The organism is Pseudomonas sp. MF08875 (assembly GCF_059862525.1).
Genome location: NZ_JCBCUW010000070.1, coordinates 1 through 21672, shown reverse-complemented (window position 1 = coordinate 21672; position 21672 = coordinate 1). Strand labels below are relative to the sequence as shown.

Below are 21672 nucleotides of genomic sequence, written 5' to 3'. Positions count from 1 at the left end.
CAAACGCTTCGACTTCAAATGCCCGATCGAGGTGATGGGCGAAGTGATGCAAGAAGCCGTGGTGATGCGGCATGATGCTCCCGCTTCAATTCAATAACCGTGTTGCACTCAGATCCTGCAACCGCCGGAGGCTATTGGTATATGGGAGAGCAACCTGCGGCCGGGGGCTGTGAACCATAACCGGGACGACACCGGAAAAATCATCAGTTCCGATTACGGTGTCATGCAGATCAATACCGATAACGCTAATCGGCTGGTCCGCCTGGGGCTGATCAAGCGCCCGGAAGACCTGCTGGCCGATGCCTGCTTCAACGTGCAGGTAGGCGCTTGGGTACTGGCCCGCCACCTTCGGGTGTGTGGCAACACCTGGCGCTGCCTCGGGTCGTACAACGCCGGTTTTCATCCCTCGGCTCGCCAAGAAAACAAACGCCTGCGCTACGCGCAGGGCATTCGGGTGATTTACAACCGCCTCAAAGCGCTTGGCGCCACGCCGGGCAACCTCGCAATCCGTTAATTACTGCACCCTGTCCAGGGTGTCAGGAGACCCTTGATGAAGCTCTCTTTTGTTGCTGCGCCTGCGGTGGCTTTGCTGCTGGCCGGCTGTCAGTCTTTTTGCGAAAAGAAACCTGTAGCGCCTCCCCCTGCACCGCCCGTGGTGCTTGCCAAGGTCCCAGCCCAGCAACAAACGCTGTGGATGGAGGGCGTTATTAATACTCGCTCAGCCTTACCGGCTGACGCGATTCGTACCCAGGGCGACCTGGTAGCCGTTGACTGGAGCGGGGATGCGGTCGAGCTGCTTTCCCACCTGGCTCTCCAACGCGGCCAGAAATTTACCTGGACCGGTGTTCGCCTGCCTTTGCCCGTTAACCTCAAAGTCAACGGCATTACCTACCAGAATCTATTGCGCCTGGTAGAAATGCAGACGGCATGGCGTGCCACGCTGACCCAGCTTCCAGGGCAATTGAATCTGGCCTTTGCACAGGCCGAGCCTCAGAAGAAGGCAGGGGGGCGTCAGTGAAAAAATCCATTCTGACGCTGGCCCTATTGCAGGGCTTGCAGGGGTGTGCCCACACACCACCCGCCACGACACCTGATGCGCCGCCGCCTGTTGAGAGCTACTTGGTTCCTGCTCGCCCGGCGTCAGAGGATGTGTCTGAGTCCCGCCGCCAGTTGCTGGAGGAATCAGGGCGCACCATAGGTTTTCGCGGTGGCAAGGCTGAGCGTGCCTGGGAGTTGCGTCAGGCTCTGGACGGACAGATAGGGCGTCTCGATAGCCTTTACGACTTTCGCACCCTTATCAGTCGCCAGGGCTGGCTACCGCCCGTGATCGATGAGGCGGTGGACGTGGCGCACATCACTCCACGGCAGATCCGCACGGCGAGCCATGTTTACGAAATCATCCTTCCAGAGCGGTTTGTCAGTAACCCGCCGTCCTGGCGCACTTGGCTGATGGCTGGGCTGGCATCGTCCACCACCGATGCGTCGTTATCGGTAACGCCTGAAAACAGTGTGCAGAAGGGGCTTTGGCAAGCGGCAATTCGCCAGGGTTGGGGGGAAGGGCGGTTGAGTGCCGATCAGACACTGGAAGCCAACTTCAACCGCCTGACCCGTGATTACCGGGGGATGTTGTTGTACTCGCAGCTTCTGCGCCAAGGCTTCATCACGGCGCCGGTGGTCACGGACCAACAGCAGACTGTCACTGGCGATCGGCAGAAGCTCACCACGGGCGACCGGGTGCGCAAACTCAAGGAAAACGCCGGGTTTATCCCTGATAAGACCCAATGGCAGCCGGTGATACGGAAGGTGCAGCCATGACCCAGGCTACGAGCTTTGAGCCTTATCCGTTTGACGGAGGATTGACCGGTACCTCACTGCGCGAGTTTTTCGTCTGGTGTGCGCGGAAAAACGTCAGTGATATCCATATCCAGGGTAACAACCACCTGGTGGTGGGGCATCACGGACGCTTGCGCCAGGCCAGTCCGTTCGTGCTGGCTGATGACACCCTGTCCAAGCTGCTCGACGAGGTGTTCAACCCGGAAATCCGGGCGACGGTGCGCGGCGGCCGGCCTGTAGACCGGGCGTTGCAACTGGATGGCGACATGTACCAGCGCTACGGCCTGGAACGCGGGGAGCGATTGCGCTTCCGTTGCAACTTTGTACAGGCCACCGCTGGACGGCTGGACACCACCATTGCTCTGACGATGCGGGTTATTCCCTCAGATATCACACCGCTGCCACAGCTGGGTCTTGAGGATGACCTGTTCGAGGCGTTGTTGCCGGCCAGTGGATTAGGGCTGATCGGTGGGATTACCGGGTCAGGGAAAAGCACCCTGGCGGCCTCGATCTACCGCTTCTGCCTGGACACGGACCCTGACCGTAAAGTGACCACGACTGAGGACCCGATTGAATTCGTTCTTGGGCGTGCGGGTGATGTATTGCTCCCGACTCAGTTGCAGATCGGCCGTGATGTGCCGAGCTATGCCGAAGGCATACGGGCGCACCTGCGCCGCGCGCCGTCGATTATCGGCGTAGGGGAAATGCGGGACTTGGAGACCTTTCAGGCGGGCGTTCTCGCGGGCCAGTTGGGTCACTTCAATCTCAGCACCTTGCACATTCACTCCCCCGGCGAAGCCATTCCTCGTTGCCTGACGATGGTGCCGTCTGAAATGCGTGAAGCGACGGCCCGCGATCTACTGGGGGTACTGCAGTACATCGTTGTGCAAAAGCTACTGCGTACTACAGACGGCAAGCGTCAGGCGGTGCGCGAATACATCCTTTTCGACGATCCGCTGCGTGCCCAACTGGCCGGGATGCCATACACCCAGTGGGGCCAGCATATCGACGGGATTATTCGTACTGAGCAACGTCGCTTTGCCGATCATGCTTGGAGGCTTTACCAGGGCAACCGGATTGACCGGCGAGAATTGGCGGTGGCCATGTCGGCCTCTCAGTTGCGCGAACTGGAAAAGCGAGACAGATCATGAGCAGCTTTTCGGCACTAACGCGCCCGATCAGCCGTGGCCTGATGCTCTCGACGTTGCTGTTTAACCTGGTGTTAACGGCTCAGGCGGCAGAGATACAAGTCGGTTTCTCTCCGGAAGGAAGTGCTGAGCAACTGGTACTCAATGTGATCCAGGATGCCCAGCAGCAGATCCGCTTGATGGGCTACAGCTTCACGTCGCCCAAGGTCGTTAAAGCCCTGGTCGCCGCGCAAAAGCGTGGCGTTGATGTCCAGGTGGTGCTTGACGCACATGGCAACGAAAGCAGGGCCAGCCGCGCCGCCATGAACCTGTTGGCCAAGGCCGGAATCGGTCTGCGGACGAATGCCGCGTACAAGATCCAGCACGACAAAGTGATCATCAGCGACGGGCAGAACGTGGAAACCGGCTCGTTTAACTACTCGACCTCGGCAGCCAAGGCCAACAGCGAAAACGCGTTGGTGCTGTGGGGCTTTCCTGCGGTGGCCAGCGTTTATTTGGAACATTGGCAATCACGCTGGGAGCAGGGTCAGCCTTATCAGCCGACCTTCTAAAGGGTTGTCACAGAGGTTCTAGGGAAGGAGAAAAACCATGTGCGAAGACGATTGCCAGTGCTACTTGGAGTCGGACGAATACAAAGGCTACAAGGCCGTTGAAGAACAGATCATCCACTGCACACCAGAGCAAGCCTGGGCCATGTACTTCGTCTCAACTGGCGTGGTGCGTGAACACATCACTCTTGCAGTGATGGAGCAGATCGCCAAGGGCAACACGGCACTGCTGGCTGAATTCCCCGAATTTGCACCGGCAGGGAAGGGGGATCACGAATCAGGCTGATGCGGATCACGCAAGCCTTTACCACGAAGGAGCCACCTATGGCTGATCAACAAGACTTCCTGCAACCGGGCTATTGGCGCAACGCCTCACGCCCTCTCAACGTTTATGGCATTCCAGCACCGTTGTTCTTGCTGTATCTGGTGTGGTTTCGCTTCCCATCGCTGAATACGATTTTTGTGATCAGCGCCATTATTGGCGGCTTTCGGCTGCTGTCGCTATTTGGCTGGACGCTCAAGGTGCTGGTCACCCGACTGACCTACTTGATGCGCGGTAAACGGCTGTCCGGTCGGCCCTGGTGGTACCGGCGTTTTACCGAAGGGGATTGAGCAGGAGCGCAGATATTGCGCTGGGAGTAAATAACGGAGGCATGATGAATGACATTATCCATTGATGATGCCAAGGCACTCGTAATAGATTTCTGTGCTACTTACCCAGTAGCGTCCAGCCTTGGCTACAAACTCAGAGAAACCCAGGAGGAACTATATGGACCGCACGCCACCCGAGAAGCCGCAGGAACAATCCTCGGTTCATTTCATCCAGGAGGAGGACGAGTCCTTTTCGCCACTTCCAACTTTGGTTCGGACGAAGAGTTTAAAAGATCTCTTAGGCACGAAGTCCTTGGACACTTTGGAATCAACACCTTCAACCCCGCCGAAAAACGAGCAGTCCTAGACGGGATTATTGAGGCTCGCAACGAGCCCAGCACGGCCGGTATCTGGGCTAAGGTCGATCAGCTTTACCCCGGGATCAGCGACTCGCGCAAAGCTGAGGAAGTATTTGCCTTTGCCTGTGAGGATATCGAATCACTTGCGTACGGCAACGCCATTGGGGGCGCCCAATCTTTTCGTGAGACCTGCATCGAGCGCTCCCGCCCAATGCAGATCCGCGACCTCATCAGCGTCACCACAATGGTTGCCGAGGGCCTGCATGACCGCAGCCGGTCACAGCAGATCTTTCCGGCGTCGGACGATGCCCAGTTCAAATTAGAAACCACCCCCAACACCTCCGAGTATCCGGTTTGGCTGGCCGTGCCACATGACGCGCGTGAAGTTGTGCGCGCAGCGGCTGGAAAGCTTGAAAACGGTCAGGCGGCAATTGGATGGGACAAAGAATCGAGCTTGTGGTTTGCCCGCCCGGGCGCAGACCTTGACCGTCTTGCGCAGTGGTTGCCCGATACCAGCATTCGGTCGGGTGGCGGTGATCCGGAGGCAGAGTTTTTGGACGCCTTGACCCGTGAGGGGCTAGTGATTCAAGGGATGCCGGTGATGGATGGCCAGCGGCATCGAGTGGCCACCGTAGAAGACAAAAAAGGCAATAAAAGCGGTGTGTACCGAGGGTTTCTGGATCGTCGCCCTGGTGGGTGGTTTATCAACTATCACCGAGCCGAAACGGAAAAGTCAGTGACCAACTGGAGTGCCAAGGGAGGGGAATCTGACCCCATGGCACGTCTACATATCCGCGCCGCCGCTCGCCAGTCGCAGGAAGATGCAGTGCGTGTGCGCGAGCAACTGTATGCCCAGCAAACCCTTGCTGCCAAAAGGCTCTATGACCGATTGCCTGGAGCAGACCCCGCGCACCCGTACTTGGTGCGTAAGGGAATACCCCCTACGCCCGACCTACGCCAAACAAGAAACGGCGCCCTGGTGGTGCCGTTTTTTAATGCCTCGGGAACATTCAAAACCCTGCAGTACATCCCCCCGGACGGGGAGAAGTACCTCTTTAAAGATGCGCCCAAGCAAGGACACTTTCTGGTTGTGGGTGGTTCGCTGACCCCTGGCCAACCGGTGCTTTATGCCGAGGGCTACGCCACGGCGCGTAGCGCGAACCTCGCCACGGGCCTTCCGGTGGTGATGACCATTGATGCCGGAAACATGGTGGCCGTCGCCAAGGTTTTGCATGAGCAGCTGCCCGATAGCCGGCATGTGTTCTTGGCGGACCTCGATCACGCCAAAGAGCAGAACAAGGGGTTGTTGATGGCCACTGCGGCGGCTGAGCAGGTCGGCGGTCAGGTGCTGTACCCCGCATTCACTGATGAAGAAAAGGCCCGTGGCCTGACCGACTTTAACGACCTTCACCAATCCCGGGGACTGGATGCCCTGCGCAACCAGATTAGCCAGGTATTGGCCCATGACAATGAGGTGCCCACCATGCAGGAAGAGAAAGCTGCTTTAGATCCGGCTGCTACCTCAGCCCTTGTAGACTCCGTATTACCACCCGCTGCTCCAGAGCCGTTGACCTTCACCCACAACGGCGAGCCCGCCACGATTGACCTGGAGCGCTTTCAGTCACAACCACAGGTTGAGCAACCTGCGGCACCGAGTGAGCGGGATATTCCAGCCGCTCCAGCGCCGCTGAACTTTACCCACAACGGTCAACTCGCCACGATTGACCTGGAGCGTTTCCAGCCACAACCGCAGATTGAGCAACCTGTGACACCGAGTGAGCGGGATACTCCAACAGCTCCAGCACCGCTGGCCTTCACGCACAACGGCGAACCCGCTTCGTTGGGTTTGAAGCCCGATCCAGCGACTACATCATCAGCTGACGCGGTGGCTGCCGTTGATGAAACGACGCGTGCACAACGACGGGCCGAGGAACAATTGAGCATGGCCCTGGAGCCAACATTGGCACCGACTGCCAACGCAGAGACTGTTATTGCACCCATTGTGCAGCCGGTTGAGCGTCAGGCGTTGGAGTCAGAAGCAGACTCTACCGCTCCTGACGCCACACCATTGTCTCCAGCGCCGTCAGCACAAACCCCGGAACAAGAGACCCCAGTGGCTTCTGATGATCCAGCTCCGGTGTCCCGGTTAAACGACGCCGGCAATGGAACATCGCCTGTAGCCGCTAACGAGGCAGATGCAATCTTGGTGGGGGCACCACGGCCTAGCGGGACGGAAGTCGAGCCACAGATCAGCCATCTGGATTTGGATTCACTGCTGGCACGGGTTGGCTGGGAGAAACAAGGTGATAGTCAGACCCTTTACACGCTCGATGGTGAACCGGCATTTGTGGATCATGGCGCCCGTTTGGAAATGGCACCAGGAGCGGGCCAGAGTGATGAAAAAATCGTCGCGGCCCTGCTGACCGCTGCGCAATTTTATCGAGGTCGAATCGAACTGACCGGCAGTGACGAGTTCAAGGCCAAGACGATCGGCTTGATTGCGCAGCATCAAATCAACGTCGAGATGAAAAATCCCGTTCAACGGGCATTGCTGGACGACGCCCGTAAAGCCTTGACGGCAGAACCGGTGGTACGCGATGCCATTGCCGGCGAGGCGCCACCTGCATTCGGTACGCTTCCTGCTCAGCCTAGCCACGCGGTGCCAGAGGCGGTGCCAGCACAGCCTCAAGCGGCGCCATTGCTGGAGGTTGAAAATGTGGCCACCGTGTCACAGTCAGCCGCGCCAAACAGGGCAGCTGAGCCTGGACCTGAAAATGTCGTTGCCCAGCCTCAAGGGGTTTCTGCGGAGGTTCATCAACCCGCTGAAAAGGCCAAGGACGGCGTCGTCGGGAAGGTGATGGCTTGCGGAATGGCACCGTATCACTTTGATGAAAACAACGACCCAACTACCTATATCAAGCTGCGCACCAAAACCGGTACGCAGACCTTTTGGGGTAAGGAGCTGGCAGGGTTGATGCGTGAAACCCGTGTTCAGCCAGGGAAAATGGTGACATTGCAGTGGCTGGGTAAAGAAGCGGTCGTGGTTAAGGTTCCGCACAAGAATGAGCAAGGCGTCACGACACACTTTGAGGACAAGAATGCCCATCGCAATCAATGGGCGCTCACCGTGAAGGGTGCTGCAACTGTACGTACCGGCCAGGATGAGGGGGTAAAACTGGCTCCTTATGACGCAGCCCGATTTGCCGTAGTACAGCAAGCCGTGATTAACCGTCTGGGACTGGACGTGCCAGTACCCACACCACCCGCTCAGGGCCTGTACTGGATGACACCAAACGGCCAGGGCAGTGCAAAAGCTGGGGATGAACTGTCGGCACAACGTCCGGCTATTGACCCGAGAAAGTCAGCAGGGCAACCGGTGATCAGCAGTTGGTCGCAAGACGGGCACCTGGACATGCTTCTGGTGCGCGGCGATGGCCCTTACCTGCAAGGCGTGGTGCGTCAGGGTAATGAGTTCCAGCATGTGTTGGTTAGCTTGCCGGGCACTCAGGACGCGCCGCCGATGGTGTTTAACGCCATTACACCAGAGGGGCTTGTGCCGATTGGCACGGGCAATGCCATTAACCGCTCAGGCGGTGTGCCAGTTTCTCGGGAAAACATCGCCTTCAAGCTTGAAGGCGACAACGCAACGCGCATCGCCAAGCTTGATGCGCCTGCCGATATTCCCCCCGCCTTGCATGCCCGGTTGGGTTTTGATGAGCGCTGGAAGGAGGACAACTCCCTCCCAAAGTCAGCACCCACAGCGGCACCGGCAGCACAGCCGAGCGATCCACGCCCGGCGTGAGCAAGAAAAAACGCTAACAGCAAAGGTACTCACCATGTTCAAGAAAAGCATGTGCGCAGCACTGCTGACGGCTTTGTGCTGCTTGCCAGTTGTGGGAAATGCAGCGGTTTGCCGCTCAGGACAAGCGGCCAGCGCAGGCAGTCAAGCCGGTTACGAGCAAGCCAAAAGGGCATCGGATGTATGGGCAGAGCGTGAGCGCACCGTCTCCGATGAACTCCAGGACTGCTTGGCACGTATTCGCACCACCAGCATCAGCTTGCCCTCATTCCCGAGTCTGTCGGATCTGTTGAACCAGCTAGCCGATCAGATATGCCAAGCAGCGGTGGACAAAATCAATAGCCATATCCCTAGCACCATTGATCCCTGGCGGTCCCAAGGAGGTTTGTTGTGAACTCATTACCTGATAATTCGGTCCAGGCGGATCAACCGCCTTTCGAGCCCAATACAGTCTCGGCGGCGGATGAAGAGACGTTTAAACATGCGGTAAATGCGCAGAACAAACGGGAACTTGGCGCCGCGTTTGCCCACCGCTGTCTGACGGCTGTGCTGTGGCTTGGCCCCGCCCTGGTGTTGTCGGTGACCATTAATGGGTTTCTTGGCTGGAAGGTCGCTAATCCCGACGTGAAGTACTTCACCACTGAAAATGGGCGAGTTACCAAGGTCATTCCGCTGGATAAGCCCGGGGTTAGCATGAGCGACGTGGCAGCGTTTGGCGCTGACACGATCCGAGAGAGCTTCACCCTGGACTTTGTGCATTACCGAGACCAGATGACCCGCCTTGGTGAGCGCTATTCCGAAGTAGGTTTCCAGGACTACTACAAGGCCCTGACGACTTCGAACGTGCTAAAGGCGGTCAAGGAACAGCGCATGAACCTTTCGGTCGATGTGGGCCCCGGGGTAATTCGCAGCAAAGGCGAATTGGGTGGCCGGTATGTGTGGGAGTTTCAGTACCCGGTCACGCTGAAATTGCACGGGCAACAGTCCGGCAGCCCGCCGTTGCACTTCTTCTTCACCCAGCGCATTCAGCGCACCGACGTGCGGGTGAAAAACGCCGGTCTGGAAGTAACGCAAGTCATCACCAGCAATACCAACTGAGGTGAGGACGGCACGCCGCTCCCTCACACCAGTTCCATAACCGACAGGATTTACGCACGTTGACCGTCAGGTCTTCGGTGTTACGAGGAACTTCCATGAAAACCACTATTGCGCTCGCCTTATGGCTGGCAGCAGGCGGATACGCCTGGGCGGATGAAACTGCCAGCCCGCAGGCGGCACCGACAGCATCCGCCGCACCTACAACGACAGCAACGGTACCCGCTGCTGCGCCTTCCGCCAATACGGCGGCGCCTTCAGGCTGGGTATCGGGTGCCTCACTCACCTCCGCAACGCCGGCAGCCAGCGTTCCCAGCCAGGCTGGACCAGGTCCCGACATCGGGAAAGTGGCTGCAGCCCCGGCGCCTTCGGGCAATGACCCGTTGCCGCCGCCGTCTCCGCTGTTTCAGCAGGCTCAGGACATGGTTTCACCACTGACCCCGCAAGAGATTCGGCAGTTGCGAGGGCAGGTTGAGGACATTAATCAGGCGATCGCTGCACCACAGATCACGGTAGTGCCAAGGATCAGCGCACTGACCGTGAATTTATCACCGGGAGCCAGCTTGCCGCTGATACGCACTGCCGTGAATTACCCCAGCTCGTTGAGCTGGATGGACAGTACCGGCGCACCTTGGAAAATTGGTGCGGCGCCCATCAGCGGCAATTCTGACTTCACTGTGTATTGGATACCCAACAGTCCGGTAATGGTGGTACAGGCCAAAAAGCCCTTTAGCAGCGGCAACGTCACTGTCTACCTGGAAGGGTTATCGGTGCCGATTGTTCTCAACGTCACCAGTGGGGAGCCTGACACCAAAGCGGGCACCTGGACGGTAGACAGTCGCTTGGACATGCGCATTCCCGGCCGGGGGCCAGCGGCTCTACCTGGCGCCGCCCCTGAAACCCGTATCGGGCTGCATGACCGCACGTTGCAAGCCTTCCTTGATGGCATACCTCCCAAGGAGGCCCGGCGTCTGAAAACGACCGGTGCGGTGCCCGATACCTCGGTATGGCAACTGGGCGATGACCTGTACATCCGCACACGGGCTGATATCCGAGACGAGTTTGAGGCAACGCTGTCGTCGGCAGACGGTACGCACCTATGGAAATTGCCGGTGACGCCTTACGTATCGTTCTCGGTAATGGGCCGCACAGCGGCGCTCAACGTGGCCTTGGAGTAATTAATCATCATGGCAAACGAAAACGATGCAAAACGTGACAAAAAACTCACGCTGGGGTTGATCGGTGCGGCCGTGGTGGCGGTGGTGGGGGGCAGCTATTTCCTATGGACCTGGCTCACCAGTCCTCCCCCGGAACAATCACGACTTGACCTCACTCGGGTATCGGTGGCTTCACGCACCAACAGCACTGAAAGCCCGGCTTACCGCGCGTTGTTAGACCAATTCAACCAGAACGGGGCCGCAGCGGCCAAAAGCCAAAACAACAGCTTTATTGCCAGTATCCCAATGGAGCAACAGGCCGTAACGCAACCTACACCGGTTGCCAAACCCGCTCCCCAGCGGGAAACAACCACCCGACGTAGTAGCAGCAGCCAAGGACAGACTTCAAAAAGCGGAAGCGAAAAGGAAGATCCGCGTCAGAAGGCGTTGGTCAAGTTACTTTCTCGAATCAATCCCCAAGTTAAGACGCAAGACGAACAGCCCAGCGGCCTGCAGGTGGCCGAGGTGATTGGGGGGGTAAGTAGTGGAAGCGGTTCTGGCGGCACGATGGCTGGCACTGCAAGCAGCTACGACCGCTGGAGTGAAAGCCTTCCAGGTGGCGCCAGGCTACAAACAGCCTCCATGAAGTCCGGTGGCGATGCGCCTTATTCCGCTGTTGAAGTGGTTCCGCCGTATTGGCGGGGTGCTGGGGTTATTGATATCGGGGTGGATTCGGACAACAGCACCACGCCGGTTCTTGGCAAGTTGTCCGGGCCCTATGCCGGGGCTGTATTGAAAGCCCCAGATGGGGCCAGATTGCAGGGCGATGGCGTGGTCATCCACTTCACTGAAATGGCCTTCAAGGGTATCAACTACAAGGTGGATGCCTATGCGCTTCAAGATGACACCTTGTTGGCCAATGTGGCTTCCGAAGTGAACCACCGTTACATGTCGCGCATTGTCTTGCCGGCAATTCTGGGCGGCATTGGCAACATCAGTGACATGTACACCCAGGCCAACACCCAGGTGGTGAGTAATGGGTTTAGCACTCAGGTAGCACGACCAGGAACACCGGACGGAACAGCAGTGGCCGGAGCCATTCTTGGCGGCGCCGCTAGCCAGGCTGCCAAAGTGCTAACTGCGGATGCCGCCCGTACCCCAGCGACCCAAGTGAACGTGTTCAAGGGCCAGGTGGTAGCCATTCAGTTCATGCGCGGTGTGTATGCCGGTGATGCAATTGCACCAGGGCGAAGCGGGGAAGCGGTGCAATCTGCTGTTCCAGCTCAGGCAGTGATGACGACACAACCTCAACCCCAGGCCCCAACCCAACCTCAGTCGGCTGATCAATGGCGTGCGCAGACCCAGGCACGGATCGAGGCGCAACGCAGGCTACAGGAGAATCAATAATGAGCGAATTTAGTGCTACAGCAGAAGATAGGGTGTCGCCGGTTGTCTCGGCACCTTCCTCCCAATCAGCCGATCAGGGGGTGTGGCAACGCCCGATGATGGGGGGACTGTCATTGCCCTGGATAATCGGGGTCGTGGTGATCCTAGTGGGTGCCGGTTGGTACTTATTTGGTCCCGACAGTACCCCCACGGTAAATCAGTTGGCTTTTCGGGAAGATCACGACGAGCAGAGCATTACCACCGAAGGGACTGGGACGACCCCCCCATTACGGGCCACCTCTGACGCAGGAGGGAGCCAGTTCAAGGATGAGGTAGCGCTCATGATTGGCGGTGTTCGCAGTTACGCGGAAACCAACCGCACAGCCATTGGACGGTTGTCGGAAACGGTCAAGTCTCAGGGCGCGGGGATGACGCTCCAACAGCAGCAGCTGTCTGAGGCTCAAGCACAACTCAGCGTGTTATCGGCTCGTTTGTCTTCCCTGGAGGGGCGACCCGTTGTACAGGTTTCCACACCGCGTGCGACCAAACCTGCAGCCCGTGTCCGATCACCATTGACCGGTATGCGCGTGGAGGCAGTGCAAAACGGTATGGCCTGGCTGTTCTGGCAAGACAGAACCTGGGCGGTGAAAGTGGGCGATCAAGTGGGGCAGGTGACCATAACCCGTATTGATGCTCAAGCCCGTGAAGTGCATACCAGCGCCGGCACACTCAAGTGAGGTGAGCCATGGGTGGTGGAAATGATGCGATTCAAATGTTGGTCAATCTGTCCCATAACTTGCTGGGCACATTTGTCAGCCTGGCTTTCACGTTAGGCGGTTTTTTTGCCGTCATTGGTGCAGTGACCTACCTCGCTTCCAATGCCAGTGCCTCCCGTAAAGCACCCGGCCAGTCGCAGAGCGGCGGCAAGGTGATTGCCGTGTTGTTGCTGTGTGGTGGTCTGGCAGGCCTTGATCAGATGATCGGCGCCGCTGCTCGCCAGTTTGGCTGGCAAGGGGCGACTTTCGACGCCATCAGCTACGTGGATGTGGGCACCTTCGGTGTTGCAGCAGACGCAGCTAATGCGGTGTTGAGTTTGGTACGAATGCTGGGCGTATTTTTTGCCTTGCAAGGCATGCTCGCCTGGAAGCGGTCACTCAAGGATGGGCATTCAGGGCTTACAGCCAGTCAGGATGTATCCAGCGGCACTCTCAAGTTTGTCCTGGGCGTTTTTTGCGTATGCAGTCCGTATCTGCTGAGCGCCCTGCAAAAGTCTCTTGGCATGCTCTAAGCCGGCCGGGGATCTAACGCGCCTAAGCGCACCTTTAATCGTTACATCAAACTGATCAATCAATAAGGAGTTGGCCATGTCCAAAGACATGTTGCTGTGGGCTGCTGTGCGCGTCACTGTTTTTAAAGATGGGATGCGACAGCGGATGGTGAAAGGCTTAACGGCGGCCATGGCCGCGAGCCCGGTACTGGCCTTTGCTGGTGACGATATTGCGGGTATGGGGGATGCTGCGGCAGAGGGGGCCAAGTCTTTGCAAAAATCCGCGCTGACGGTCGCTCAATTCGTTGGCGTGGTCTTTGTAATTGGTGGGCTGATTGCTGCCAAGACCAAGAAGGATAACCCTCAGATCAAAACCGGTCACATTATCGGGTCCATCCTGTTTGGGGTGTGCCTGGTCGTGATCCCGGAGATCATCAAGCGTTCGCAAACTCAGGTTGGCTTGTCGCCTGTGGACGTGGGCTAAGGAACCACCCTGCGATGACTTCGGTCATCGCAGGGCTGCGGGTTAGGGGTATTTCTGGCGGGCGTGCAGGACGCGTAAAACATCAACGCTGCCTGATTTGACCTGATAGACCACAACGTAGTTGGGATGTACGACGCATTCACGCGTTCCTTGAATACGCCCGTACCTGAAGTGATAAGCCGTTTCTGAAAGACCTTCCGCGGCCTTCTTGATGATGTTGTGCAGATCTGTGGCTGCTACTGGGTTTCTCTGGTCGATGTAATCAATGATTTCGTCGAGGTCGTCAAGGGCGACGACTTTCCAGTTAACTGCCAGCACGGGCTTTTCTCTTGGCGGCTAGGCGCTGCTCGACGAGAGCCATGGCTTCATCATGAGGAATGCTAGGCCGAGGATCATCAAGCGCTTCTTGTACTTTGGCGCGAAACCAAAGGTCGTAACTGTCTGCTTGTTCCTGCGTTTCGAACTCTGAAACGATGGGAGAAAGTTGGGCGCTCATAGAGACCTCCTATATAGATACCCATCAGCTTAAACCTTCCTGGGCTTTCTGTCGTTTAGCCCGGACCAAGTGCACCACAACGGTTCAGCCGTTGTATTTCTGACGCAAACCTACGGCGGTTAGCCGTACAAGCCAAAAACTACGACTTTTCCGAATTCTGAAGTGATCCAGAAGGAGCGCTTATGGATGTCGATATCCAACATGAACAACCCCCACTGGCCCCCCTGATGCTTGATATCAGTGGCGACCCTGAGTTGCCGGTGCCGGTGGCCATCGCAGGCGATCGATGCGCCTGCTGTGGGATCTGGACTGAAAAACTGTGGCAGGGCGCCAGGGCCGGATTCACCGACTCCCATACCGTTTGCACCCTCTGTTACCTGGCCGGGCACCTGGACAGCCCAACGGCGGCCCATGGGCTTCTGGCCTTTTTGCCTGGTATGGCGATGAGCGACGTGCATCACCTGCAGCGCCGCGCCCTGATAGCCATCCGGGCAGGAAACAAAATCCAGCGCCGTGAGGGCCAAAAAATATGGCTGTGGCTTGCCCGCCATGGCCGTGAAGTTGAGCAGGCATGGGGCACGGCGCGAGCGGGAGAGTACGCCATGGCCCTTCAACGTCTGCCCCCCCATAAGCGCTTAACCCTGCAAACCCGACTGACGGGCTGTGCCCTGATTTTGCCACCTGACAGGTTTGATGACCTGACGTTGTTACTGCCCAGCGGGAAAACCGCTGCTGCCGTACTCACCTCCCGAAGCTGGGACACCTATACCCGGAGTGATTTGTATGTCGAGCCTGATACGTTGGGTTGAAAACCTGATTACTGAAACCTCGCGGTTTGCCGTGTCCCGGGATCTGCCGGACTACTGCGACCTGCAAACGATCGTGCGTCTGACCGAGGATGACCGGACCCGTCACCCGGGCCTCAAAGCCCCGTATATCTTGGTCAACGATGAGGGTGATTACTGCACGGTGTATGCAGTGGCCGGAAGCTTTTGCGATACCGACGAAGCTGCAGCAGTTAACGAGCCCTATTCCTGGAGTGGTCGACTTGAGCGTATGACTCAGGCGCTGACGGCTCACTATCGCCGTCATGGGCACAAGGTCAGTCTGGTATTTGAAGACGATCCGGAGCAGGGCCGAAAGGAAGTTCAGCGCTTGTTGGCTCCCCAATACGTTTCCGTGAAGCGTACCGGCATCGACATGACGCCTATTTTGGATGAACACGTCGAGAAGCTTGCCCCGTGGGTATCGCGGGAGCGTTGCTACATGGTGTGTTACACCGGGCGAAAAGCTCTATCCGCGCATGAGCTGGTCGATGAAAACAAACGCCTCAAAGAGCTGATCGGCCAAAGCCCAGATGCGAAATTTGGGCAAAACCCAGTGTTGGCCGAAATGGCCGGGTTGAAAATCCGACACGATGGCTTTCTGAGCGCTGTGGAAAGCGCATTTAGTGATAACGGCCAGGGTGTGCTGCTGGAATTGCTCGATGCCCACGACGTGGGTCAGGCTCTGCGCTCGCAGGTGGACCGCGAGGGCACCAGTGACGCCTGGCAACCACTGTTACCTGATGATCCCATTACCCCGCATGGCGTGCGTCAAGGGGATGACCACACGCCTTTCCTGGCACCGCATCTGAACTTTCAGTTGATGAACCAGGACATGGAAACCCACGGAAACAAGCTGTGCATCAATGGAACCTGGCATGGAACCTTGTCAGTAGCCCTCGGACCGCAGGCGCCGCAGACCTTTGCCCACCTCAAAGCATTGGTGCCGCGTGGTGTGCCGTGGCGTGTACGCATGGACCTGATGCCGGGCGGCATGAAGTCGCTGGGGGCCAAGAAATCAACCCTCGATTTTATGGCGTTTGTGCCGGCGCTGCGGCCGGTGTGGAACTCCATAGAAACCCTGACGCGGATCGAGCAGGAAGAGCCGGTGTGCGTGATGACCATCATGGCGTCCACCTGGGGTGATAGTAAGGCCACGGTGACACGTAATCTGACGCTGCTTACCCAGGCCTTTCAGTCCTGGGGTGTCTGTGAGGTGACGCAAACCTTCGGTAACCCGGTACGGGCCTGGGCGTCGACCTTAGTTGCTTCCAACAAAGGCAGCGGCCCACACCTGTTGTATCCGCCGCTGTCAGAGGCGCTGAACCTGTTGCCGATCACCCGTCCAGCCTCGGCTTGGGAAGATGACGGTAACGCCTTGTTCCCAACATTGGATGGCAAGCTGTACCCAGTTGGGCTGGCCACCAGCAAGCAGAACAAGCTCACTAACGTGATTGTTGGTTCTCCGGGGCTGGGCAAGTCGGTGCTGCTGAATGCACTGGGGAACACAATGGTATCCAGCGCCCAGCGGCAGTTACCGTTCATCGCCGGCGTGGATAAGGGCTTTTCGATGCAGGGTCAGGTGGCCTTGCTGCGCGATAGTCTGCCACCAGAGCGCAAGGACGAAGTCGTCGGGATCGTGCTGCAAAACAGCACCAAACATTGCCGCAACCTGTTTGATATCCAGTTGGGCGCACGCTTCCCAATCCCCCACGAGCGTAACTGGATCATCAGCATGCTCACGGCCATGTGCATTGATCCATCGACGGGCAACCCGCCAAACGAGCGTGATACCCGGCAGATCTTGGAGCGCATCATCAGCATGGCCTACACCGCCAATGCTGAAACCAGTCCCAGGGCCTGGACGCGAGGTGTTGTACCTGTGGTCGACGCAGCCCTGGACAAAAGTGGCCTGATCGAGCGTTACCCGGCCCAGTGGTGGGAAAGCACTACCTGGTACGAGGTCCGCGACTTGTTGTTTGAAGCAGGGTTTGTACAGGAAGCTCAGCGCGCCCAGTTTCAGGCGGTACCGGAACTGGCGGACATGACCAGCTTCTTGAACCATGAAGACGTACAGGGGGCATTTGGTCGGGTGCAACGCGATGAGAGCCAGGAAGTCCTGTTGGAGTACCTGCACCGCTGCATGACCGACGCCACCAACGAATTCAAGATGTTGGCCGGGCGCACGCAGTTTGTAATCAGTCCGCGCACGCGAGTGATTGCTATCGACCTGAACAACGTGATGGGCGATGACAGCAAGTCCGGGCACTTGAAAACCGGGATCATGTTCTTGTTCGCGGGCCAGGTGGCTGGTGGTGATTTTGTGTTGCCTCAATACAAGGAGGCCTTGTTGGAGGCGGTGCCCAAGCTTTATCACCCCTTGCATAAGGACCGACTGGAGCAGCTAGACCAGGAAGTCAAAACGAAGGTCTACGACGAGCTACACAACGCCGCCAAGGTGCCCTTCATCTTCCCGATGCTGGAAACCCAGGACCGCGAGCAACGCAAGTTCGGGGTCCGTACCGTGTTGTCTTCGCAATACGTGCGTGACTTTCCCGACGCGATTCTGCGTTCGGCCAACTCGTTGTTCATGATGGAGGTGGACCCCGATGACGAACACTTACTGATCGACCGCTTCAAAGTGCCGAAGGTAACGATTCGCACATTTCAGCGCACCGGATCAGGTCCGGCAGCGGACGGCAGCGGCGTTCCGTTTTTGGGTGTGTTTCGGATCAAGGGCGGCGGCACCCTGGCGCGGATTCTGAAAAACGCTTTGGGGCCTCTGGAACTTTGGGCTTTGAACTCATCACCCACCGACAGCTCTTTGCGCCGTCTGCTGTACGAGGAAGTGGGAGGTGCCACGGCCCGCGCCATGTTGGCCGAAGCCTTCCCGCAAGGCACGGCGGAAAAGCTCGTAGCGCTGCGTCAGAAAGAGGCTGGTGAGGCGGACGAAAACAACGTGATCCGCACTCTGGCCAATGAACTGATCACCCGGCGCGGTTACAACCTTTGAGGGAATAAATCATGATGAAAAGACGTTATACGTTAACCGCGCTGGCCATGAGTGTGCTGGGGGGGCCGCAGGCTTTTGCCTATGTGCAGCCGACGGCGGAGGTGTCCAGCGTACCAATCACCATGCAAGTTATGCCTGCCATGGTGGGGCTTCAAGCCACCTTGGCGGAAATTCTAACCACTGATATGCAGATCGGCACGGCCATTGTGCAGGCCAGTGACAAGCAGGTCGCCGTCATCACTGAATCGGCCCGCGCTCAACGCGAAGCGGACATTTTCGGGCGTCAGACTGAGCGCCTGGAACGTGCCCGAGAGCAGTACACAGTAGCGGACAGTATTTGCAGCGAGTCTGCTTCTGGTATGGCTGCAACGGTAGGCAAGGTGAGTCGTTCCAATTCCTCAACCCTTGCTACGGGATCGGGCGTCAGTAGTGCGGTGGTGCGCAAAACCATCGCCTCATTGCCCGTCGCACCACGCCAGGGTGGCTATCGCAGTGCAGCCATGCACGCTGCATATTGCACCGAGAGCGAGGCCGCGCAGTATGGCGGCACGGACTTGTGCCCGGGTGTGTCCAGCCTGCCAGGGGGCGACATTGAAATGCGTTCGTTGCTCGACGGCGCGGGAGCGGTGGGTAAGGCCCCTGACCTGACCTTCAACCAGGACCAGATAGATGCGGGGATGGCCTACATGAAAAACTCTGCGCGTCATGACGGTGGTCGGGTACCGGGTAAGGGCGAAATCCAGTCAGCCACTGGGCGTGAATATCAGGGGTTGATGACCCAGTACAAGGCGATTCAAAGCGCGGCCACTCAACCGCAACTGGACATGATCGCCGCCAGTCAGGCCAATCCGGCCACGAAGGACGCGCTGCAAGAAGCCTTGCAAAGCCCGTCAGCGGCGGAGTATTTCGCCACCACCGGCAGTCAGGAAGCGCAACGCACGGGTGTGATGAGTGAACGCGAGTTTGAGGCCTTTGAGGTGGGCAGACGTTATGCCAATACAGCCTATGAGACTGACTTGCAGGCTATGAGCGGTGAAAACCTGACGCGTGAGCTGGTACGAGTGCAGAGCTTGGGCAATTGGCTGCAATTGGGACTTAAAAATGATCAGCGTCAGGCCAACATCATTGCAGGCCAGCAATTAGCCCTGGCGGCCGATGCCAAGTACGTACCGCAGCTTCAAGAGCTGGGTTCAAAAATGAGTTCGGGAGTGACAGCACATGAAAACTGATCCTCGAAACGCCGGTGAAAAAACGCAGGAAACCGATAAGACCACCAGTACGCCATTACAACGCGTCGGGCACGTGGGGTTGTCGATTATCAACCCGTTCTCGGACCTGGGAGTGATTTATCGCCAGGGTGTGCAACCGACTATGGGCCGGCTGCGTGAGGCTTGGGCTCTTCTGAACCACCAGTCCGTCCCGTCTGAATCACTGGATTGGGCTCAGGCAGTGGCATGTAGCGGCAGGACCATTGAGCAGCTAAACACCACCTTCACGCGTATTCGGCTCGCCTGGTGGTGCTTGATGGTAATTGGCGGAGGGTTGGCATTGGTGCTGTCGGGCCTGGTACTGCTCGCACACGGTTTGCCCTCCGGTACGCTGTTGCGCGCAGTGATAACGATCCTGGTACTGGCAGGCGCAGGTGGGCTTGGGTTTGTGAAAACACTGATTACCACCTACCGCGTATGGCAACTGCAGGAGAGACGCGTCAGCGAGAGTGAAGGGGGCACCTTCAAGGACTTCCTGACCGAAAATCATTGGGGCCGGCAGGTGCTTACGTTGGGCGCCGCGCGGTGACTCCGCTTTGTAGATAAGGGGAACACCTCTTCCTTGCCCCGGGTCGGCGTCCTTTTTGGCTTACGACTTTTCTTCTGTTTCACCTCTACGGTCCCTTTCGCGGTCCGGCATCTCACACGGAAAACTCTATGAAACTTACCAATAAATTTTGGTGGGTCGGACTGTTGCTGGTCTTTTCCCTGCCGGCCCTGGCCGACACTGTGGATTATCAGACTATCGCGGCTGCGGCCCAAAAGACCAACGACCTGTCACGGCAGGCACTGGTGATGATTTTTGGCGACGTGGTGCTTAATCCGTTTGCCCCTTCAACCCCCACGTTGATCGGATCGTTGTTCGCGCTCATCAACGGTTTTTTGAGCGTGCTGGCCTTGTTCTGGTTTCTGGCAATCACGATGAGAACCATTGTGAAGTCAGGGCACCAGGGGCAAGTCTTTAACGGGGGGCGCTCAGCGGTGTATCCGATTATGACGTTCGCCGGATTCATCACCTTGCTACCCACTGCATCGGGCTGGTCGCTGGCCCAGCTGGTTATGCTGTGGGCCACATCTGTGATGGGGGTCGGTGGGGCGAATCTATTGACGGATAAAGCCGTCGATATGATGAGCAGTGGCTATTCGATGGTGACGCAGCCAACGGCGCCGGTCACTCGGTCATCTGCCCGGGGCATCTTTGAGATGAACCTGTGCAAGTACGCGATTAACCGTGAGTTGCAGTCGTTGTATGCGGATGGAGAAGCCAATACACCTCTGATGACCACCAAGGGCGGTAATGGTCAATACGACACCGGCAATGGCAGTGCCGTGTGTGGCTCTGCCAAAACGCCCAACACAGGCCGCACCGGTACCTGGAATCTGCTGTTTGACAGTGATGTGGATACGAATGGCGTTATCACGGCGCAGCGTCAAGCGTTGGACACGATGCAAAGCTCTATGGATCAGGCGGCGCGGTCATTTGTGGACACCTACCTGAGCAAGCGTGACCAAGACGTGGGGAGTTTTCAGGATGCCGAGACGCAGATCCAGAACGCGGCTGCAGAGTATGAAAATACGGTCAACCAGGCGCTGACTAAGATCGACTTCAAGGATACGCTGCAAAGCCAGCTATCAAGTCAGATCAAAAGCAGTGGTTGGGTTGCCTTGGGTAGTTGGTATCACACCTTCGCTACGGCCAATAGCAAGACCAATGACGTGGCCAGCTCGACGCCGGTTGTCACTGGAATGAGTCATGTCGGCGAACATGGCACCAGCGATCTTTACAACCAGGTGTTTGCGGCCTATCGGGCGCAGGTGCAGAACAGCACCTATACAGCGCCATTGGGGACACAGACCGCCAAGGATGATGGAGCGGCAGTTACAGCGGAAGATCCCAACTCGGTGTTTGTGAGCTTTTTCAAAAATCCTATGCAAATGATTACGAGCGGAATAGCTACGTTGAAAGTTGGCACGGACGCCAATTTCTCTAACCAAGTAAACCCGCTGATCAAAATGCAGGCAATTGGCGATTACACATTGGTCGCAACAGAAACATCGATGGCGGTTTATGCACTTGCTGTGGGTGCTGCTTCGGCGGCCAGTAACTCGGTCCTGGGGACACTTGGGCAAGTCTTTGGTATCAACGGCGGTGAAGTGGCGAAAGATGTGCTGGGCGCTCTGGCCCCAATCTTCTTTTTCGTTATGTTTGCATTGATGGCCATCGGCTTTTCCTTGGCAGTGTTTTTGCCAGCAGTGCCTTTTTTGTTCTGGATGACGGGGCCTGAATTCATAGAATAAGCGCAACGCTTGAAACGAGAGGCAGAGAGCCAGCCACCGGTAGAATCCAGGCTCTCACACCGAAGGATTCAAGCGCAGATGACTACGCATTACCGGCAGCTGACTC

The 21672-nt window shown here is 57.6% G+C and carries 22 protein-coding genes; 20 read left to right on the top strand and 2 right to left on the bottom strand.

Annotated elements, in window-relative coordinates; genetic code table 11:
* Positions 1–112: 112 nt before the first annotated feature.
* From AC19YT_RS26195 to AC19YT_RS26125, 15 genes are all read left to right on the top strand, one after another.
* A complete protein-coding gene (locus AC19YT_RS26195; protein ID WP_500611291.1) occupies positions 113–514 on the top strand; it encodes a lytic transglycosylase domain-containing protein in 402 nt (133 codons plus the stop codon).
* Positions 515–550: 36 nt separating this feature from the next.
* A complete protein-coding gene (locus tag AC19YT_RS26190) occupies positions 551–1018 on the top strand; it encodes a DotD/TraH family lipoprotein (RefSeq protein ID WP_048402804.1) in 468 nt (155 codons plus the stop codon).
* Positions 1019–1149: 131 nt separating this feature from the next.
* The gene (locus AC19YT_RS26185) at positions 1150–1815 is read left to right on the top strand and encodes a type IV secretion system DotC family protein (protein WP_325166572.1); all 666 of its coding nucleotides are present in this window, start codon (positions 1150–1152) and stop codon (positions 1813–1815) included.
* The gene (gene traJ / locus AC19YT_RS26180; protein WP_048402868.1) at positions 1812–2984 is read left to right on the top strand and encodes a plasmid transfer ATPase TraJ; all 1173 of its coding nucleotides are present in this window, start codon (positions 1812–1814) and stop codon (positions 2982–2984) included. The genes AC19YT_RS26185 and traJ overlap by 4 nt, the downstream gene beginning before the upstream one ends.
* Complete coding sequence (locus tag AC19YT_RS26175) at positions 2981–3532, top strand: phospholipase D family nuclease (RefSeq protein WP_048402802.1); 552 nt, start codon at positions 2981–2983, stop codon at positions 3530–3532. Before traJ ends, AC19YT_RS26175 begins: the two co-directional genes overlap by 4 nt.
* 37 nt (positions 3533–3569) lie before the next feature.
* Positions 3570–3815, top strand: coding sequence for a hypothetical protein (locus AC19YT_RS26170; protein WP_048402800.1), 246 nt, complete (start codon positions 3570–3572; stop codon positions 3813–3815).
* A gap of 38 nt (positions 3816–3853) precedes the next feature.
* Positions 3854–4141 carry an IcmT/TraK family protein gene (gene icmT, locus AC19YT_RS26165; protein WP_048402798.1) on the top strand — a complete coding sequence of 96 codons (288 nt, stop codon included), beginning with the start codon at positions 3854–3856 and terminating at the stop codon, positions 4139–4141.
* Between the two features lie 48 nt (positions 4142–4189).
* Positions 4190–8281: an LPD7 domain-containing protein gene (locus AC19YT_RS26160; RefSeq protein WP_048402796.1), complete on the top strand. Its 4092-nt coding sequence runs from the start codon at positions 4190–4192 to the stop codon at positions 8279–8281.
* 34 nt (positions 8282–8315) lie between these two features.
* Positions 8316–8672 carry a conjugal transfer protein gene (locus tag AC19YT_RS26155; RefSeq protein ID WP_082149452.1) on the top strand — a complete coding sequence of 119 codons (357 nt, stop codon included), beginning with the start codon at positions 8316–8318 and terminating at the stop codon, positions 8670–8672.
* Positions 8669–9376 carry a DotI/IcmL/TraM family protein gene (locus AC19YT_RS26150; RefSeq protein WP_048402794.1) on the top strand — a complete coding sequence of 236 codons (708 nt, stop codon included), beginning with the start codon at positions 8669–8671 and terminating at the stop codon, positions 9374–9376. Before AC19YT_RS26155 ends, AC19YT_RS26150 begins: the two co-directional genes overlap by 4 nt.
* A 95-nt stretch (positions 9377–9471) precedes the next feature.
* Positions 9472–10551, top strand: coding sequence for a DotH/IcmK family type IV secretion protein (locus AC19YT_RS26145; protein WP_087148782.1), 1080 nt, complete (start codon positions 9472–9474; stop codon positions 10549–10551).
* A 9-nt stretch (positions 10552–10560) separates the two neighbouring features.
* A complete protein-coding gene (gene traO, locus AC19YT_RS26140; protein ID WP_048402793.1) occupies positions 10561–11937 on the top strand; it encodes a conjugal transfer protein TraO in 1377 nt (458 codons plus the stop codon).
* Positions 11937–12653 (top strand): conjugal transfer protein TraP, encoded by a 717-nt coding sequence (traP, locus tag AC19YT_RS26135; protein ID WP_048402792.1) that lies wholly within the window; start codon positions 11937–11939, stop codon positions 12651–12653. The genes traO and traP overlap by 1 nt, the downstream gene beginning before the upstream one ends.
* 8 nt (positions 12654–12661) lie before the next feature.
* Positions 12662–13204, top strand: a complete 543-nt coding sequence (gene traQ / locus AC19YT_RS26130; RefSeq protein WP_048402791.1) for a conjugal transfer protein TraQ — start codon at positions 12662–12664, stop codon at positions 13202–13204.
* Positions 13205–13280: 76 nt separating this feature from the next.
* A complete protein-coding gene (locus AC19YT_RS26125) occupies positions 13281–13667 on the top strand; it encodes a DUF6750 family protein (protein ID WP_048402790.1) in 387 nt (128 codons plus the stop codon).
* Between the two features lie 42 nt (positions 13668–13709).
* Here AC19YT_RS26125 and AC19YT_RS26120 read toward each other — a convergent pair whose 3' ends face one another.
* Positions 13710–13985, bottom strand: a complete 276-nt coding sequence (locus tag AC19YT_RS26120) for a type II toxin-antitoxin system RelE/ParE family toxin (RefSeq protein WP_048402789.1) — start codon at positions 13983–13985, stop codon at positions 13710–13712.
* Complete coding sequence (relB, locus tag AC19YT_RS26115; protein WP_048402787.1) at positions 13972–14163, bottom strand: type II toxin-antitoxin system RelB family antitoxin; 192 nt, start codon at positions 14161–14163, stop codon at positions 13972–13974. The genes AC19YT_RS26120 and relB overlap by 14 nt, the downstream gene beginning before the upstream one ends.
* Before the next feature lie 182 nt (positions 14164–14345).
* On the opposite strand from relB, the gene AC19YT_RS26110 reads away from it, so the two are divergent.
* The 5 genes from AC19YT_RS26110 to AC19YT_RS26090 all read left to right on the top strand — a co-directional run bounded on the left by AC19YT_RS26110 (position 14346) and on the right by AC19YT_RS26090 (position 21566).
* Positions 14346–14972, top strand: coding sequence for a hypothetical protein (locus tag AC19YT_RS26110; RefSeq protein ID WP_048402785.1), 627 nt, complete (start codon positions 14346–14348; stop codon positions 14970–14972).
* Positions 14947–18000: a putative type IV secretion/conjugal transfer ATPase gene (locus AC19YT_RS26105; RefSeq protein ID WP_048402783.1), complete on the top strand. Its 3054-nt coding sequence runs from the start codon at positions 14947–14949 to the stop codon at positions 17998–18000. Before AC19YT_RS26110 ends, AC19YT_RS26105 begins: the two co-directional genes overlap by 26 nt.
* 11 nt (positions 18001–18011) lie before the next feature.
* A complete protein-coding gene (traW, locus tag AC19YT_RS26100) occupies positions 18012–19229 on the top strand; it encodes a conjugal transfer protein TraW (protein ID WP_228392694.1) in 1218 nt (405 codons plus the stop codon).
* Complete coding sequence (traX, locus tag AC19YT_RS26095; RefSeq protein WP_048402782.1) at positions 19219–19797, top strand: conjugal transfer protein TraX; 579 nt, start codon at positions 19219–19221, stop codon at positions 19795–19797. The genes traW and traX overlap by 11 nt, the downstream gene beginning before the upstream one ends.
* A 128-nt stretch (positions 19798–19925) precedes the next feature.
* The gene (locus AC19YT_RS26090) at positions 19926–21566 is read left to right on the top strand and encodes a DotA/TraY family protein (protein WP_500611290.1); all 1641 of its coding nucleotides are present in this window, start codon (positions 19926–19928) and stop codon (positions 21564–21566) included.
* Positions 21567–21672: the final 106 nt, after the last annotated feature.

Bases quoted from the DNA above. Each gene is read 5' to 3' on its own strand.
- AC19YT_RS26190 (WP_048402804.1), top strand. From the start codon at position 551: ATGAAGCTCTCTTTTGTTGCTGCGCCTGCGGTGGCTTTGCTGCTGGCC.
- traJ (WP_048402868.1), top strand. From the start codon at position 1,812: ATGACCCAGGCTACGAGCTTTGAGCCTTATCCGTTTGACGGAGGATTG.
- AC19YT_RS26175 (WP_048402802.1), top strand. From the start codon at position 2,981: ATGAGCAGCTTTTCGGCACTAACGCGCCCGATCAGCCGTGGCCTGATG.
- AC19YT_RS26170 (WP_048402800.1), top strand. From the start codon at position 3,570: ATGTGCGAAGACGATTGCCAGTGCTACTTGGAGTCGGACGAATACAAA.
- icmT (WP_048402798.1), top strand. From the start codon at position 3,854: ATGGCTGATCAACAAGACTTCCTGCAACCGGGCTATTGGCGCAACGCC.
- AC19YT_RS26160 (WP_048402796.1), top strand. From the start codon at position 4,190: ATGACATTATCCATTGATGATGCCAAGGCACTCGTAATAGATTTCTGT.
- AC19YT_RS26155 (WP_082149452.1), top strand. From the start codon at position 8,316: ATGTTCAAGAAAAGCATGTGCGCAGCACTGCTGACGGCTTTGTGCTGC.
- AC19YT_RS26145 (WP_087148782.1), top strand. From the start codon at position 9,472: ATGAAAACCACTATTGCGCTCGCCTTATGGCTGGCAGCAGGCGGATAC.
- traO (WP_048402793.1), top strand. From the start codon at position 10,561: ATGGCAAACGAAAACGATGCAAAACGTGACAAAAAACTCACGCTGGGG.
- traP (WP_048402792.1), top strand. From the start codon at position 11,937: ATGAGCGAATTTAGTGCTACAGCAGAAGATAGGGTGTCGCCGGTTGTC.
- traQ (WP_048402791.1), top strand. From the start codon at position 12,662: ATGGGTGGTGGAAATGATGCGATTCAAATGTTGGTCAATCTGTCCCAT.
- AC19YT_RS26125 (WP_048402790.1), top strand. From the start codon at position 13,281: ATGTCCAAAGACATGTTGCTGTGGGCTGCTGTGCGCGTCACTGTTTTT.
- relB (WP_048402787.1), bottom strand. From the start codon at position 14,163: ATGAGCGCCCAACTTTCTCCCATCGTTTCAGAGTTCGAAACGCAGGAA.
- AC19YT_RS26110 (WP_048402785.1), top strand. From the start codon at position 14,346: ATGGATGTCGATATCCAACATGAACAACCCCCACTGGCCCCCCTGATG.
- AC19YT_RS26105 (WP_048402783.1), top strand. From the start codon at position 14,947: ATGTCGAGCCTGATACGTTGGGTTGAAAACCTGATTACTGAAACCTCG.
- traW (WP_228392694.1), top strand. From the start codon at position 18,012: ATGATGAAAAGACGTTATACGTTAACCGCGCTGGCCATGAGTGTGCTG.
- traX (WP_048402782.1), top strand. From the start codon at position 19,219: ATGAAAACTGATCCTCGAAACGCCGGTGAAAAAACGCAGGAAACCGAT.
- AC19YT_RS26090 (WP_500611290.1), top strand. From the start codon at position 19,926: ATGAAACTTACCAATAAATTTTGGTGGGTCGGACTGTTGCTGGTCTTT.